The sequence below is a fragment of the Streptomyces tibetensis genome, assembly GCF_040647715.1.
In the GTDB taxonomy this organism is placed as follows: Bacteria; Actinomycetota; Actinomycetes; order Streptomycetales; family Streptomycetaceae; genus Streptomyces; species Streptomyces tibetensis_A.
The window spans coordinates 99,142-113,947 of record NZ_JBEZCR010000009.1 but is presented as its reverse complement, the minus strand read 5'-3'; the positions used below and the strand labels follow the sequence as shown (position 1 = coordinate 113,947).

The following is a 14,806-nucleotide window of genomic DNA, read 5'->3' as shown; positions in this document are numbered from 1 at the left end:
GTGCTCAAAGCGACCCTGAGGAGCTTCCTGGCGCACAAGGGGCGGCTGCTGCTCTCGGCGCTCGCCGTCCTGCTGTCCGTCGCGTTCGTCACGGGGAGCCTGATCTTCTCGGACACCGTGAGCCACACGTTCGACCGGCTGTTCGCCTCCACGGCGGCCGATGTCACGGTCAGCCCGAAGAAGGACCTCGACGAGGCGCTGCCGTCGGGCCGTACGGCCACCCTGCCGGCCGCGTTCGCCGAACGGGTCCGGCGGGTCGACGGGGTCGCGGCGGCCCGCGCCGACGTGAAGGTGAACGGCCTCACGGTCGTGAACGAGAAGAACGAGCCTGTGGGCCCGACCACCGGGGCACCGACGCTCGGTTACGCCTGGAACCCCAACGAGCGCAGCCCCGTGCGGCTGGACTCGGGCCATGCCCCGCGCGGACCCGCGCAGGCGCTGCTCGACTCCGAGACCGCCGGCCGCAAGCACGTGCACGTGGGCGACACCCTCAGGGTCATCGCACCCCCCGGGTCGTTCCGGGTCCGGGTGGTCGGCATCGTCGCCTTCAGGACCACGAACCCCGGCTCCGCGCTGCTCTACTTCGACACCCCGACCGCCCAGACGAAGCTGCTGGGCCGGGCGGGCACGGCCACGAGCATCTCCGTCGACGCGGCGCCGGGCGTCGGCGACGCCCGGCTCAAACAGCGCGTGGCCGACGTGCTCGGCACGCACACCTACGACTTCAGGACGGCCGGTGAGCAGGCCGAATCGGACGTCGAGCAGCTGGGCGGGTTCCTCGACGTCATCAAGTACGTGATGCTCGGCTTCGCCGGGGTCGCCGTTCTGGTCGGCGTCTTCCTGATCGTCAACACCTTCTCCATGCTCATCGCCCAGCGCACCCGTGAGCTGGGCCTGCTGCGGGCGCTGGGCGCCGACCGGCGCCAGGTCCGGGCCTCGGTGCTCATGGAGGCCCTGCTGCTCGGACTGGTCGGCTCCACGCTGGGACTCGCCGCGGGCATCGGGCTGGCGGCCGGGCTGATCGGACTGATGGGCCTGCTCGGCATGAACATCGACGCCGACGAGATGCAGATCGGCTGGGTCACCCCGGTGGCGGCGTACGTCGTCGGGCTCGGCGTCACCTTCGTCGCCGCGTACCTCCCGGCCCGGCGGGCCGCGGGTGTCTCGCCGATGGCCGCGCTCTCGGACGCCGAGGTGGCCGGGGTGGGCCGACCGCTGCGGATGCGGGCGGTAGCGGGCGCGCTCGTCGGGGCGGCCGGTGCGGCGGCCCTCGCGGGCTGCGCGGTGTCCCGGCAGACGCCGTCGGCGGCGTCCCTGCTCGGGCTGGGCGTGGTGCTCACCCTGATCGCGACGGTGATCGCCGGGCCCCTGCTGGTGCGCCCGGTGATCCGGGTGCTCGGCGCGGCCTTCCCCGCGCTGTTCGGTCCGATCGGCCGGATGAGCCAGCGCAACGCGCTGCGCAACCCCCGCCGCACCGGAGCCACCGCGGCGGCGCTGATGGTGGGGATCGCCCTGGTCGGCGGGATGTCGGTGGCGAGCGAGTCGATGACCGCGTCGTTCGACCGGCAGATCGACACGACGCTCGGCGCCGACTTCGTCGTGCAGAACACCAACTTCCAGCCGTTCCCGCAGGAGGTCACCGACAAGGTGCGCCGCACCGAGGGCGTGGGCCTGGTCGTGCGTGGGAGGTTCACACCGGTCGCGGTACGTCTCCCGGACGGCGACCGCGTGGAGACCACGGCGGCGGGGTACGACCCGCGGCTCGACGAGGTCGCCGACATCACCTATGTGCAAGGGGACTCCGCGGCCGCGCTCGCCCGCGGGCACCTGGCCATGGACCGGGACTTCGCTCGCGACCACGGCGTACGCGTGGGCAGCGTCCTCCCGGTGGAGTTCCCGGGCGGACGCTCGGCCGAGCTGACGGTCGGCGCGCTCACCGATCAGGACGCCGCCGAGGGATTCGGCACCCAGGGCGGGCTGTTCTTCGGGCTGGGCACCCTGGAGCGCTACGCGCCGGGCGGCCGGGACTCCGCCCTGTACGTCAACGGCTCCCCCGGCACGAGCGACGACGATCTGCGCGCGCACCTGGAGCAGACCCTGGATCCGTACCCACAGGTGCAGGTGCGGGACCTGGCCGACTACAAGCAGCTGGTCCATGACCAGATCGCCGTCCTGCTGTACCTCGTGTACGCGCTGCTCGGGCTGGCGATCATCATCGCGGTGCTGGGCGTGGTCAACACCCTCGCGCTGTCGGTCGTCGAACGCACCCGGGAGATCGGCCTGTTGCGGGCGATCGGGCTGGCCCGGCGTCAGCTGCGGCGGATGATCCGGCTGGAGTCGGTGGTGATCGCGGTGTTCGGCGCGGTCCTCGGGCTGGCGCTGGGGCTGGTGTGGGGTGTGTGCATGCAGCGGGTGCTGGCGCTCCAGGGCATGACGGTCCTGGCGATCCCGTGGGTCACGATCGTGCTGGTGGTGGCCGGCTCGGCGGTGGTCGGGGTGGTGGCGGCGCTGCTGCCGGCGTTGCGTGCCTCCCGCATGAACGTCCTGGCGGCCATCGCGCACGAGTGACGTCCGGATGGTGAAACGGCCTGCCGCGGTCCGGCGTGAGTGATGTGATCTTGGGATGACCGACTTGCGTATCCGGGCCGCGACGCCCGAGGACCTCGACGCCGTGCTGGCCTTCTGGAAGGTCGCCGCCGAGGGGACGAGCATCAGCGACGACCGCGGCGGGGTGGAGCGGCTCGTGGAGCGTGACCCCGAGGCGCTGATCCTGGCCGAACGGTGCGGCGAACTGGCGGGCACGGTGATCGCCGGGTTCGACGGCTGGCGCTGTCATCTGTACCGGCTGGCCGTGCACCCGGAGCACCGCCGCCGGGGCATCGCGACCGCGTTGCTCGCCGCCGCGGAGGAGCGGTTCGTACGGCTCGGCGGGCGCCGCGCGGACGCGATGGTACTCACGCGCAACGAGACCGCGCACCGGACGTGGGGAGCGGCCGGATACGGGGCAGAGGAGCAGTGGCGACGTTGGGTGAAGCCGCTCACCGAGTAGGTGTGGCCGCGGGGTCATGATCACAACACGAGGCGGACTTTGCCCATCCTTTACCCTTGAGTGGCCACTCGGTCCTGCATGAAAGGTTGTGAGCCTCCGCCCATGGGCGAGCCTCCCCGTGCGCGACACCGCGCGTTCCGCCCCGTCCTGGACAACCATGGAACGGGGGTGAACCGATGACCGAAGTGCTCCTCCTCCTGGCGGCGATCGCGCTCTCGCTCGCCTGCGGTGCCTTCGTGGCCGCCGAGTTCTCCCTCACCACGGTCGAGCGCGCCGAACTGGAGCAGGCCGTCGAGCGGGGCGAGCGGGGTGCGCAGGGTGCGCTGAAGGCCGTACGGAACCTGACGTTCCAGCTTTCCGGGGCGCAGCTCGGCATCACCGTCACCAACCTGGTGGTCGGCATGCTCGCGGAGCCGTCGATCGCCGCCCTGATCGCGGGGCCGCTGGAGGACCTCGGCGTGTCGCGCTCGGCGTCGCACAGCATCGCACTGGTGGTCGGCACCGCCTTGTCCACGGTGTTCCTCATGGTCGTCGGCGAGCTGGTGCCCAAGAACTGGGCGATCTCCTCGCCGCTGACCGTCGCCAAGACCGTGGGCAACGCACAGCGCTGGTTCAGTGCCGCGTTCCGGCCGTTCATCACGCACCTGAACAACACCGCGAACCGGGTCGTGCGGCGGATCGGTGTCGAGCCCGCCGAGGAACTCGCCTCGGCACGCGGGCCGCAGGAGCTGGCCGCCCTCGCCCGGCACTCCGCCAAGGAGGGCGCCCTGGAGGCGGACACCGCCGAGCTGTTCGTGCGCACGCTGAACCTCGCCGACCTGACCGCGGAGAACGTCATGACCCCCCGGGTGCAGGTCGTCGCGCTGGAGGTGCAGGCGACCCTGGAGGACGTGGCGAACGCGACCCGGGCGACGGGCCTGTCCCGGTTCCCCGTCTACCGCGGGACCCTCGACTCGGTCGTCGGGACCGCCCACGTCAAGGACGTGCTGGCGGTACCGGCCGAGCGCCGGACCCGGATCTACGTCTCCGAGCTGATGCGCGAACCCCTGCTGGTCCCGGAGACGCTCACCGTCGACCGGCTCCTGGACCGGCTCTCCGGCAAGCGCACGATGGCCGTCGTGATCGACGAGTACGGCGGCACGGCGGGCGTGGCCACGCTGGAGGACATCGTCGAAGAGGTCGTCGGCGAGGTGCGTGACGAGCACGACCCGCACGAGACGCCGGACCTGGCCGCGGCAGGCACCGACGAGTCCGGGCACGCGCTGTACTCGGCCGACGGCTCCGCACGCGTGGACCACCTCGAGCGGGTCGGGCTGCGCGCGCCGGAGGGGCCCTACGAGACGCTCGCCGGGCTGGTGGCGACGGTGCTCGGCCGGATACCGGCCGCGGGGGACACCCTCGAGGTCGCCGGCTGGCACCTGGAGGTCCTGGACGCCGCGGGGCGCCGGGCCTCCCGCGTCCGGCTGCGCGCCCCTCTCGACGACCACAAGCCCGACGAGAAGGGGGTGGAGCTGTGACCGCCGTCCAGCTGCTGATCGGACTGGCGACGCTCGTCGTCAACGCCTTCTTCGTCGGCGCGGAGTTCGCGCTGATCTCCGTGCGCCGCAGCCAGATCGAGCCCTACGCCGACCAGGGCGACCGGCGCGCGAAGAGCGTGCTGTGGGGCCTGGAGCACGTGTCCGCGCTGATGGCGGCCGCCCAGCTCGGCATCACGCTGTGCACGCTGGTGCTGGGTGTGGTGGCCGAGCCCGCGATCGCGCACCTGCTGGAGCCGGTGTTCCACGCGGTGGGCGTGCCGGAGGGGGCGGGGCACGCGGTGTCCTTCGTGATCGCGCTGTCGCTTGCGACCTATCTGCACATGCTGCTCGGCGAGATGGTGCCGAAGAACATCGCGCTCGCCGAGCCGGTGCGCAGCGCGCTGGCACTCGGACCGCCCTTGGTGGCGCTGTCCCGCGCCCTGCGTCCGGTGATCTTCACGGTGAACGCGTTCGCCAACACGCTGCTGAAGCTGCTGCGGGTGGAGGCCCGGGAGGAGGTCGCCGCCTCCTACTCGGACGCCGAGATAGCGCAGATCGTGAAGGACTCCAGCGAGGCGGGCCTGATCGACGACCGCGCCCAGGAGCGGCTGCGCGACGCGCTGGAGCTGGGCCGCCGCCCGGTGCGGGACGTGGTGCTGCCGCTGGAACACGTGGTGTACGCGAGTGTCGGTGTCACCCCGGAGGAACTGGAGCGGCTGTCGGCGGAGTCCGGGTTCTCCCGCTTCCCGGTGGTCGACGAGGGGCGGCGGATCGTCGGGTACCTGCATGTGAAGGACGCGCTGGACGCCGCCGGGCGTGACGTGGCGTTCCGGTTGCGGGACATGCGCCCCATCGCGCGGGTGCGGGAACACACGCCGCTGGACGACGTCCTCACGGCCATGCGGGGCAGCCGCACCCACCTCGCGGCGGTCCTCGGGGCGGACGGACGGCTGGCCGGGCTGGTGACCATGGAGGACGTCCTGCGGGAGCTGTTCGGTCAGCGGGCATGAGGAACCGGGCCCGGTCGGCTGTCGGAGCTGTCCAGCCAGGGTCCGGGACCCGGCCCGGCGGGACCGACCGACTGATGGGTATGTGCACGGGATACCATTTCCGTCGCCATGCAGACGAACCCCACCCACAGCAGCCTGGTCGCCATCGGCGACTCGTTCACCGAGGGCATGTCGGACCTGATGCCCGACGGCTCCTACCGCGGCTGGGCCGACCTGCTCGCCGCGCGGATGGCGGCCCGCGCGCCCGGCTTCCGGTACGCCAACCTCGCCGTGCGCGGCAAGCTCATCCAGCAGATCGTCGACGAGCAGGTCGACGTCGCGGCGGCCATGGGAGCCGACGTGATCACCCTGGTCGGCGGGCTCAACGACACGCTGCGGCCCAAGTGCGACATGGGCCGGGTCCGCGGGCTCCTGGAGGAGGCCGTGGAGAAGCTGGCCCCCGCGTGCCGGCAGCTCGTGCTGATGCGCAGCCCGGGGCGGCAGGGCCCGGTCCTGGAGCGGTTCCGGCCGCGCATGGAGGAGCTGTTCGCCTGCGTCGACGAGCTGGCCGCCCGGCACGGCGCGATCGTCGTCGACCTGTACGGCGCGCCCTCCCTCAGCGATCCGCGGATGTGGGACGTGGACCGGCTGCACCTGACGGCCGAGGGCCACCGCCGGGTCGCGGAGGCGGTGTGGCAGACGCTGGGCTACGACCCCGAGGACGCCGAGTGGCGCACGCCGATGGCGGCGACGCTGCCGCCGGGCTGGGTCGTGCGGCGCGTGGCGGACGCGCGTTTCGCCCGGCAGCACCTGCTCCCGTGGATAGGCCGCCGCCTGACGGGCCGCTCCTCGGGCGACGGACGGCCCCCGAAGCGGCCGGAGCTGCTGCCGTACGAGGAACCGGCCCAGGACCCGGTACAGGACCCGGCGTAGCCGCAGGTGGACACGGCCGGGACGCATTCGTAGGTTCCCACGAAGGCACCCGCGGCGCTGGCCTGCAGGAATCGCCAGTAGAATCCGTACACGTGACTTCTGCGCCCGCCAAGCCCCGCATCCCGAACGTCCTCGCCGGACGCTACGCCTCCGCCGAACTCGCCACGCTCTGGTCGCCCGAGCAGAAGGTGAAGCTGGAGCGGCAGCTCTGGCTCGCCGTGCTCCGGGCCCAGAAGGACCTCGGCATCGACGTGCCGGACGCGGCGCTCGCCGACTACGAGCGCGTCCTCGACACCGTCGACCTGGCCTCCATCGCCGAGCGCGAGAAGGTCACGCGGCACGACGTGAAGGCGCGGATCGAGGAGTTCAACGACCTCGCCGGGCACGAGCACGTGCACAAGGGCATGACGTCCCGCGACCTCACCGAGAACGTCGAGCAGCTGCAGATCCGCCTCTCGCTGGAGCTCGTGCGCGACCGCGCGGTCGCCGTCCTGGCCAGGCTCGGCAAGCTGTCCGGCGAGTACGGCGAGCTGGTCATGGCCGGCCGCTCGCACAACGTCGCCGCCCAGGCCACCACCCTCGGCAAGCGCTTCGCCACCGCCACCGACGAGCTCCTCGTGGCGTTCGGCCGGGTCGAGGAGCTGCTGGGCCGCTACCCGCTGCGCGGCATCAAGGGCCCCGTCGGCACCGCGCAGGACATGCTGGACCTGCTGGGCGGGGACGCGGCCAAGCTCGCGGACCTGGAGCAGCGGATCGCCGCGCACCTTGGCTTCGCGCAGGCGTTCACCTCGGTCGGCCAGGTCTACCCGCGCTCGCTGGACTACGAGGTCGTGACCGCGCTGGTGCAACTGGCGGCGGCCCCGTCGTCGCTGGCCAAGACGATCCGTCTGATGGCCGGGCACGAGCTGGTCACCGAGGGCTTCAAGCCCGGCCAGGTCGGCTCCTCGGCGATGCCGCACAAGATGAACACCCGCTCCTGCGAGCGCGTCAACGGCCTGATGGTGATCCTGCGCGGTTACGCCTCGATGACCGGTGAGCTGGCGGGCGACCAGTGGAACGAGGGCGACGTGTCCTGTTCGGTGGTGCGCCGGGTCGCGCTGCCGGACGCGTTCTTCGCGCTGGACGGTCTGCTGGAGACGTTCCTGACGGTGCTCGACGAGTTCGGCCCGTTCCCTGCCGTCGTCGCCCGTGAGCTGGACCGTTACCTGCCGTTCCTCGCCACCACGAAGGTCCTCATGGGCGCCGTGCGCGCGGGCGTCGGCCGGGAGCTCGCGCACGAGGCGATCAAGGAGAACGCCGTCGCCTCCGCGCTCGCCATGCGCGAGCAGGGCGCCGAGCGCAACGAGCTGCTGGACAAGCTGGCCGCCGACGCGCGCATCCCGCTGGACCGGGACCAGCTGGACGCGCTGATGGCCGACAAGCTGTCCTTCACCGGCGCCGCGGGCGACCAGGTCGCCGCCGTCGTCGCCCGGGTCGAGGAGATCGTCAAGCAGCACCCCGAGGCCGCGGGCTACACGCCCGGCGCGATCCTCTGACGCGCCGCTCGCGATGGCGCGTTTCACGCCCGAGGAGCTTCAGGCCGCCCGCGACCGCGTCGTGCCCGACGTGGTCGCGGAGGGTCTGCACGTCCTCTTCTGCGGGATCAACCCCGGCTTGATGACGGCCGCGACCGGCCATCACTTCGCCCGGCCGGGCAACCGCTTCTGGCCGGTGCTGCACCGGTCCGGGTTCACCCCGCGACTCCTGAAGCCGTCCGAGCAGCAGGAGTTGCTGTCGTACGGGCTCGGCATCACCAATGTCGTGGCGCGGGCCTCCGCCCGGGCGGACGAGCTGAGCGCCGAGGAGTACCGGGAGGGCGGGCGGCTGCTCGCGGCGAAGGTGGCACGGCTCCGGCCGCGCTGGCTGGCCGTGGTCGGCGTGACCGCGTACCGCGCCGCGTTCGACGACCGCACGGCGCGGGTGGGGCCGCAGGCACGGACGATCGGTGACACCCGCGTGTGGGTGCTGCCCAATCCGAGCGGGCTGAACGCGCACTGGACGCTCGACACGATGGCGGAGGAGTTCGGGCGGCTGCGGGAAGCCGCCGAGGACTGATCCGCTAGGGCGGGTCCGCCTCCGTGACCAGGGCCAGCAGCTGGACCTCCCGTGAGGCGTCCCGGTCCGCGACCGCCACGGCGACCCAGCGGCCCGTGCCCTCCACCTCCCACAGGTGGGCGACGCCGGCCCGCGCGCTCAACTCGGCCCAGGGCCGGGGCAGATCCTCCCGCTCGGTGCGCAGCAGCACGGTCTGCAGGTTGTAGGGGTCCGTGTCCCCCCAGCGGGAGGCGAGGAGTTCGTAGACGGCGTCCCGGTCCTTCTCGAACTGGTCGATCGTCACCGCCCGGGCTCCGGGGTCGCCGTCGGTCCCGGCCTCTAACACCGCGAGGTGGTGGCCGGGCCCCGAGACGCCGACGTCCGACGGGCCGTGCTCCGCCGGAAAGGGGCGGTAGCACAGCTCGTCGATGAGGGCGATGTGCTGTGCGATGTTCATGGCTCCAGTAAACCCGCAGCCACTGACACTTGGCGGGGCATCAACCCGCTCGCCCTCAGGCGTCCCTGCGCCGCATGCTCCAGGCTCCGGCCAGCAGGGCACCGGCCGTCCACAGCCCGGTCACCCCGAGCCCCGACCACGGTCCGAGTGTGCCCTCGTACGTCTCCCTGAGGGCCAACTGCCCGGCCTTGTCGGGGAGGAAGTCGGCGACGGTGCCCGTGGCGTCGCCGATCACGAACGACACGACGAGGATGAACGGCACCAGCAGGGAGAGGGTGGCCACGCCGCTGCGGAGGAGGGCGGCGATCCCAGCGGCGAACAGGGCCATCAGCATCAGGTAGACGCCGCAGCCCACCACCCCCCGCACCTGCTCGCCGGTAGCGAGCCCGTCGGCCGCCGCGCCGAGCCCGGCCCGGCCCACGAGGAGGGCGGCGAGGGCCGTGACCAGCCCCACCAGGAGCACCGGCAGGGCGATGACGGCCGCCTTGGCCGCGAACCACCGTCCGCGCTGCGGCACTGCGGCCAGGGAGAGCCGCAGCGCGCCCTGGTGGAACTCCGACGACACGGCCATGGCCCCGAAGGCGACGGCCGCGATCTGGCCCGGAATGACGCCCGACAGAGCCGTGAACAGCGGATCGAAATCCGGGTCCGAGGCGTCGGAGACTCCGGCGATCGCGGAGAACGCCGTGGTCACGGCGAGCAGGGCCAGCAGCGCTCCCGGGAGCGAGCGCAGGGTGCGGACCTTCAGCCACTCGGAGTGCAGTACGGGCGTGAATTCCATGGTCAGGCCTCCTGGGGTCGTGCGGTGAACTCGGTCTCGGCCCCGGTGAGGTCGAAGTAGGCCTGCTCCAAGGTGCCCTCCTCGGCCGCCAGTTCCAGGACCGGCACGCCTGAGGCCGAAACGATGCGGCCGATGTCGTCCACACGCGCGTCACGCACGGTCCAGTGCCCGTCCTCGTGTTCCTCCGCGTCGTGGCCGTGCCGGGCGAGGGCCGACTTGAGCGCGACGGAGTCGGTCGTGCGGATGCGCACGCGGGGCTGCACGCGCGCGTGGATGAAGTCCCGCATCGGGGTGTCGGCGAGGAGCCGTCCCCGGCCGAGGACGACGAGGTGGTCGGCGAAGGACGCGGTCTCGTTCATCAGGTGGCTGGAGACCAGGACCGTGCGGCCCTCCTGCGCGAGCCGGCGCAGCAACCGCCTGATCCACACGATGCCTTCGGGGTCGAGGCCGTTGGACGGCTCGTCCAGCATGACGACCTCGGGGTCTCCGAGCAGGGCGGCGGCGATGCCGAGCCGCTGGCGCATGCCCAGGGAGTACGTCCGTACCCGGCGCCGGGCCACCGACGCCAGGCCCGTCTCCTCCAGGACCTCGCCGACCCGCCGGTCCGGGATGCGGTTGCTCGCCGCCAGGACGCGGAGGTGGTCGCGGGCGGTGCGGGAGCCGTGCGCGGCCTGCGCGTCGAGGAGGGCGCCCACGTGGCGCAGGGGTTCGCGGAACGCCGGATAGGGACGGCCGCCGAGGGTGGCGGCACCGGCGGTCGGCCGGTCGAGGCCGAGCACCAGCCGCATGGTGGTGGATTTCCCGGCGCCGTTGGGGCCGAGGAAGCCGGTGACGCGGCCGGGCAGCACGCGGAAGGTGAGCCGGTCCACGGCTCGCCGGCCGCCGAACTCCTTGGTGAGGTCCTGGACGTCGATACTGATCATGGCAGAAGCGTCGCGGCCGGACCGGGGTGCGGTCCTCCCCCGGCGGTGGAGATCGTCTCCCCCGTGCGGGGGAGGTTCGCTGTCGGTGCCGACTGGCACGATGACGCCATGGTCCGCATGCTGCGCCCCTTCACCCGGGCGGTGACGTACACGCGGTGGCTGCATCTGTCGATGGCCGTCGTGTGGCCCGCCCTGTGGCTGTTCATCGACGAGGCCTGGTGGACGGTGGGCACGGCGACCGTGCTGCTCGGACTCGCGGGTCTGGTCCCGGCCGTGCGGGTCGTGGAGGGGTTCCAGGCGAGATTGCTGCTGACCGGCCATCGGGACGGCAGCGCGAGCGCGGAGATCGTCGTCGCGCCCTCGGCCACCTGGGGTGACCGCGGGCGGATGGTGGTGTGGCTCCAGACGCGGCTCTTCCTCGGCGCCCTGGTGTCGCATCTGTCCGTCCAGCTCCTCCTCCTGACGGCGGACCTGGTGTCCACTGCGTTCAGCGGGGAGCGCGCCGGGGGCGCCTTCCTTCACGTCGAGGGCCCCCGCTGGTGGCACGCCCTGTTCGCACCCCTGCCCCTGGCCGTGGCGGCCGCTGTCGTGGTCGGTTCGGGGCACCTCGTCACCCGGATCGCCCTGCGCCTGCTCGGCCCCTCCCCCACCGAGCGACTCACCGCCCTGGAAGAGCGCACCGAGCAGCTTCTGGAACGCACCCGGATCGCCCGCGAGTTGCACGACTCCATCGGCCACGCGCTCACGGTCGCCGTGGTGCAGGCGGGAGCCGCCCGGGCGGCGGGCGATCCGGCCTTCACCGACCGGGCGCTGGACGCGATCGAGGAGACGGGCCGGGCCGCCCTGGAGGACCTGGAGCGGGTGCTGGGCGTCCTGCGCGAATCGGAGAAGCCGGTGCGCAGCGGACCGACCCTCGCGGACGCCGACCGGCTGCTGGACTCCGCGCGCGCGTCCGGGGCGAAGGTCGACGCCGAGGTGACCGGTCCGGTGGAGACCGTGCCGGGGCCGGTGTCGAGGGAGGGCTACCGGATCCTCCAGGAGTCTCTGACCAATGTGCTGCGGCACGCGGGTGCGGTCCCGGTGCGCGTCCGTGTGCACGTCGCCGACGGCACCCTCGTCCTCGCGATACGCAATCCCCTGCCGGCCGCGGTGACCGGCTCCGGACGAGGCAGTGGCCTGCGCGGGATCCGGGAGCGCGCGACCCTGCTCGGCGGCCGGGCCCGGACCGGGCCCGACGAAGGCGACTGGCAGGTCCATGCAGAACTTCCCCTGAGGTGATCTACGCTGGCCCGATGCCGGTCACCGTTCTCCTCGTCGACGACGAACCCCTCGTGCGGGCGGGTCTGCGGGCCGTACTGGAGGCACAGCCCGACATCGAGGTCGTCGGGGAGGCCGCGGACGGGGCGGCGGTGATCCCGCTGGTGCGGAAGCTGCGGCCGGACGTGGTCGCCATGGACGTGCGGATGCCGCTGCTGGACGGCATCGAGGCCACCCGGGCGCTGCTGCGGACCGTCGACGATCCGCCGCGGATCCTCGTGGTGACGACCTTCGAGAACGACGAGTACGTGTACGAGGCGCTGCGGGCGGGCGCCGACGGGTTCCTGCTCAAGCGGGCCCGGCCCGCCGAGATCGTGCACGCGGTGCGGCTGATCGCCGAGGGCGAGTCGCTGCTGTTCCCGGCCTCCGTGCGGCAGCTGGCCGCCGAGTACGGCGACGCCGGCGGGAACCGTGCGGCCCGGGCCGTGCTGGAGCGGGCCCAGCTGACCGAGCGGGAGGCCGAGGTGCTGCGGCTGATGGCGCGTGGCCTGTCCAACGCGGAGATCGCCGCCCGGCTGGTCGTGGGGACCGAGACCGTGAAGTCGCATGTCAGCTCGGTGCTGGCGAAGTTGGGTGCGCGGGACCGCACCCAGGCGGTGATCGCGGCGTACGAGTCGGGGTTCGTGGCGCCGGGCTGACCGGCGGGGCGGGTGCCTGCCCCTCGCCGGGGTGCGCCGTACCGAAGTACGATCCGGCCAACACGCGCACGACCTGGGAGGACGGACGGTGGGGCGGCTGACCGGCGGGGATCCCTCGCTGCTGCGAAGGATCAACTCCGCGGTGGTGCTGCACGCGCTGCGTGCCACGGACTGCGCGACGCTGACCGAGATCACCCTGGTGACGGGGCTGTCCCGGCCGACCGTCGAGGGCGTCGTCGAAGGGCTCATCGAGGCCGGGCTGGTCGTCGAGAAGGCGGCCGAGGAGGGTGCTGCCCGGCGGCAGGGGCGCCCGGCGCGGCGGTTCCGGTTCCGGGCGGAGGCCGGGCATCTGATGGGGCTGGAGATCGGGGCGCACCGGGTGGCGGCGCTGCTGTCCGACTTGGACGGCCGGGTGATCGGCGCCCAGGCGAAGGACGTGCCCGAGGCGGCGGGGGCCGACGAGCGGCTGGAGCGGCTGCGCGGGGCGGTCGCCGAGCTGCTGCGACGGGCCGGGGTCGCCCGCGGCTCGCTGCGGGCCGTGGGCGTGGCGACGCCCGGGATCGTCGAGGCCGACGGCACGGTGCGGCTGGGCACGGCGCTGCCGGGGTGGACGGGACTGCGGCTGGGCGAGCGGCTGGGCCGGTCGTTCACGTGCCCGGTCCTGGTCGAGAACGACGCCAACGCCGCTGCGGTGGCCGAGCACTGGAAGGGCGCGGCCACCGAGTCGGACGACGTGGTCTTCGTGCTGGCGGGGCTCAGCCCGGGCGCCGGTTCGCTGATCGGCGGGCGGCTGCACCGCGGCTACGGCGGTGCCGCCGGCGAGATCGGGGCGCTGCACCTGCTGGGCCGGGGGGTGACGCCCGAGACACTCCTGTCGACCACGGACGAGCCCCTGCACCCCCTCGACGAGCAAGCGGTCGCCGCGGTCTTCGCGCAGGCCCGCGAGGGCGACCGGCGCGCCCGCGCGGCCGTCGACCGCTTCATCCAGCGTCTGGTCCACGACGTGGCGGCCCTCGTCCTCGCCCTGGACCCGGAGCTGGTCGTGATCGGCGGCTGGGCGGCGGGCCTGGACGGCGTCCTGACCCCCCTGCGCGAGGAACTCGCCCGCTACTGCCTGCGCCCCCCGCGGGTCACCCTCTCGGGCCTGGGCGACGCGGCCGTGGCGACAGGCGCCCTACGCCTGGCCTTGGACCACGTGGAGGAGCAGCTCTTCGCCGTGGAACGTCCCTGAGCGACAACGCCCTTCAGGGGCGCGGGGAACTGCGCGACGAGCCACAACGAACCCGCAGCTCCTCACGCACCGCACGCCCCCATATCGGGGTTCAGGACGCCTGCTTCTGAAGCCCGGCGTGGATCTCCACACCCCCCGGATCACCGAAGGTGAGACGGCACGTGTCAGCACGATAGGTCGCCACGGACAGCGCAGCCGTACGCCCCAGGGCGATGAAACGGGTCGTGACGACAAGGACCGGCGCCCCCGGCAGCCGGTCCAGCTCCTTCGCCTCGTCCGCTCCGGCGGAGCCGAGCTCCACGGCGTTCTCCTGCCGCTCCAGCTCCAGTCGCTGCAGTTCCCGCAGCACCGCACGCGCGCGTGCCGCTCCGGAAGGCGCGTCGATGCCGGACAGCTCGGGCACCGAGAGCCGCGGGACGTACAGCAGCTCCGCGGCAACCGGCCGACCGTGCAAGACGCGGGAGCGCCGCACGATGTGCACGGGCTCCTCCCGGCCGGTCTCCAGAGCGTCGGCGACGGTCGCCGGCGGCACGGCCGCCGTGCAGTCGGCGGGCTGCCAGGCGTCTTCGGGGCCTCCCGGCCAGGTGTGCGGGCCGGTGCCGAGTGAGACACCCATGCGGGGCGGCGCGACGGTCGTACCGACGCCACGGCGCCGCTGCAGCCTGCCCTCGAGTTCGAGTTGCTCCAGGGCCTGGCGGAGCGTGGCCCGGGCGACTCCGAAGCGGGCCGCGAGGTCGCGCTCGTTGGGCAGGATCTCGCCCACCGAGAACTCCGAGTCGAGCGCCTCACTGAGCACGGTCTTGAGATGCCAGTACTTCGGTTCCTGCACCGATTCCAGCTGCGTGGTCCCCACCCTGTCCTCCGCAATCGCCGTGGTCGGCGGCTTTTAGCGCCCTTG

At 72.9% G+C, this 14,806-nt stretch carries 14 protein-coding genes; 10 read left to right on the top strand and 4 right to left on the bottom strand.

Annotation, left to right across the window (positions count from 1 at the left end; all coding sequences use genetic code 11):
* From AB0B29_RS24215 to mug, 7 genes are all read left to right on the top strand, one after another.
* Positions 1-2,568 (top strand): ABC transporter permease, encoded by a 2,568-nt coding sequence (locus AB0B29_RS24215; RefSeq protein ID WP_362243357.1) that lies wholly within the window; start codon positions 1-3, stop codon positions 2,566-2,568.
* Positions 2,569-2,623: 55 nt separating this feature from the next.
* Positions 2,624-3,049 carry a GNAT family N-acetyltransferase gene (locus AB0B29_RS24210; protein ID WP_362243355.1) on the top strand — a complete coding sequence of 142 codons (426 nt, stop codon included), beginning with the start codon at positions 2,624-2,626 and terminating at the stop codon, positions 3,047-3,049.
* A 176-nt stretch (positions 3,050-3,225) separates the two neighbouring features.
* Positions 3,226-4,566 carry a hemolysin family protein gene (locus tag AB0B29_RS24205; protein WP_362243352.1) on the top strand — a complete coding sequence of 447 codons (1,341 nt, stop codon included), beginning with the start codon at positions 3,226-3,228 and terminating at the stop codon, positions 4,564-4,566.
* On the top strand, positions 4,563-5,576 hold the full coding sequence (locus AB0B29_RS24200) for a hemolysin family protein (protein ID WP_362243349.1): 1,014 nt from the start codon (positions 4,563-4,565) through the stop codon (positions 5,574-5,576). Before AB0B29_RS24205 ends, AB0B29_RS24200 begins: the two co-directional genes overlap by 4 nt.
* Before the next feature lie 108 nt (positions 5,577-5,684).
* Entirely contained in the window at positions 5,685-6,488 is an 804-nt protein-coding gene (locus tag AB0B29_RS24195) for an SGNH/GDSL hydrolase family protein (RefSeq protein ID WP_362243346.1), read from the top strand.
* Positions 6,489-6,580: 92 nt separating this feature from the next.
* Entirely contained in the window at positions 6,581-8,023 is a 1,443-nt protein-coding gene (gene purB / locus AB0B29_RS24190; RefSeq protein WP_362243343.1) for an adenylosuccinate lyase, read from the top strand.
* 13 nt (positions 8,024-8,036) lie between these two features.
* Entirely contained in the window at positions 8,037-8,582 is a 546-nt protein-coding gene (gene mug / locus AB0B29_RS24185; protein WP_362243341.1) for a G/U mismatch-specific DNA glycosylase, read from the top strand.
* Positions 8,583-8,586: 4 nt separating this feature from the next.
* Here mug and AB0B29_RS24180 read toward each other — a convergent pair whose 3' ends face one another.
* The 3 genes from AB0B29_RS24180 to AB0B29_RS24170 are packed head-to-tail and all read right to left on the bottom strand — an operon-like array spanning position 8,587 to position 10,722.
* Positions 8,587-9,018 (bottom strand): hypothetical protein, encoded by a 432-nt coding sequence (locus AB0B29_RS24180; protein WP_362243339.1) that lies wholly within the window; start codon positions 9,016-9,018, stop codon positions 8,587-8,589.
* 55 nt (positions 9,019-9,073) lie between these two features.
* Positions 9,074-9,799, bottom strand: a complete 726-nt coding sequence (locus AB0B29_RS24175) for an ABC transporter permease (protein WP_362243336.1) — start codon at positions 9,797-9,799, stop codon at positions 9,074-9,076.
* Between the two features lie 2 nt (positions 9,800-9,801).
* On the bottom strand, positions 9,802-10,722 hold the full coding sequence (locus tag AB0B29_RS24170; RefSeq protein WP_362243334.1) for an ATP-binding cassette domain-containing protein: 921 nt from the start codon (positions 10,720-10,722) through the stop codon (positions 9,802-9,804).
* 108 nt (positions 10,723-10,830) lie between these two features.
* Between AB0B29_RS24170 and AB0B29_RS24165 the strand changes: the two genes are divergently transcribed.
* The 3 genes from AB0B29_RS24165 (at position 10,831) to AB0B29_RS24155 (ending at position 13,908) form a co-directional block, all read left to right on the top strand.
* Entirely contained in the window at positions 10,831-12,000 is a 1,170-nt protein-coding gene (locus AB0B29_RS24165) for a sensor histidine kinase (protein WP_362243331.1), read from the top strand.
* Between the two features lie 14 nt (positions 12,001-12,014).
* Positions 12,015-12,677 (top strand): response regulator transcription factor, encoded by a 663-nt coding sequence (locus AB0B29_RS24160; protein ID WP_362243328.1) that lies wholly within the window; start codon positions 12,015-12,017, stop codon positions 12,675-12,677.
* A gap of 88 nt (positions 12,678-12,765) precedes the next feature.
* Positions 12,766-13,908: an ROK family transcriptional regulator gene (locus AB0B29_RS24155; RefSeq protein WP_362243326.1), complete on the top strand. Its 1,143-nt coding sequence runs from the start codon at positions 12,766-12,768 to the stop codon at positions 13,906-13,908.
* 91 nt (positions 13,909-13,999) lie between these two features.
* On the opposite strand, the gene AB0B29_RS24150 is transcribed toward AB0B29_RS24155, so the two are convergent.
* Positions 14,000-14,761, bottom strand: coding sequence for a GntR family transcriptional regulator (locus AB0B29_RS24150; RefSeq protein ID WP_362243324.1), 762 nt, complete (start codon positions 14,759-14,761; stop codon positions 14,000-14,002).
* Positions 14,762-14,806 lie beyond the last annotated feature (45 nt).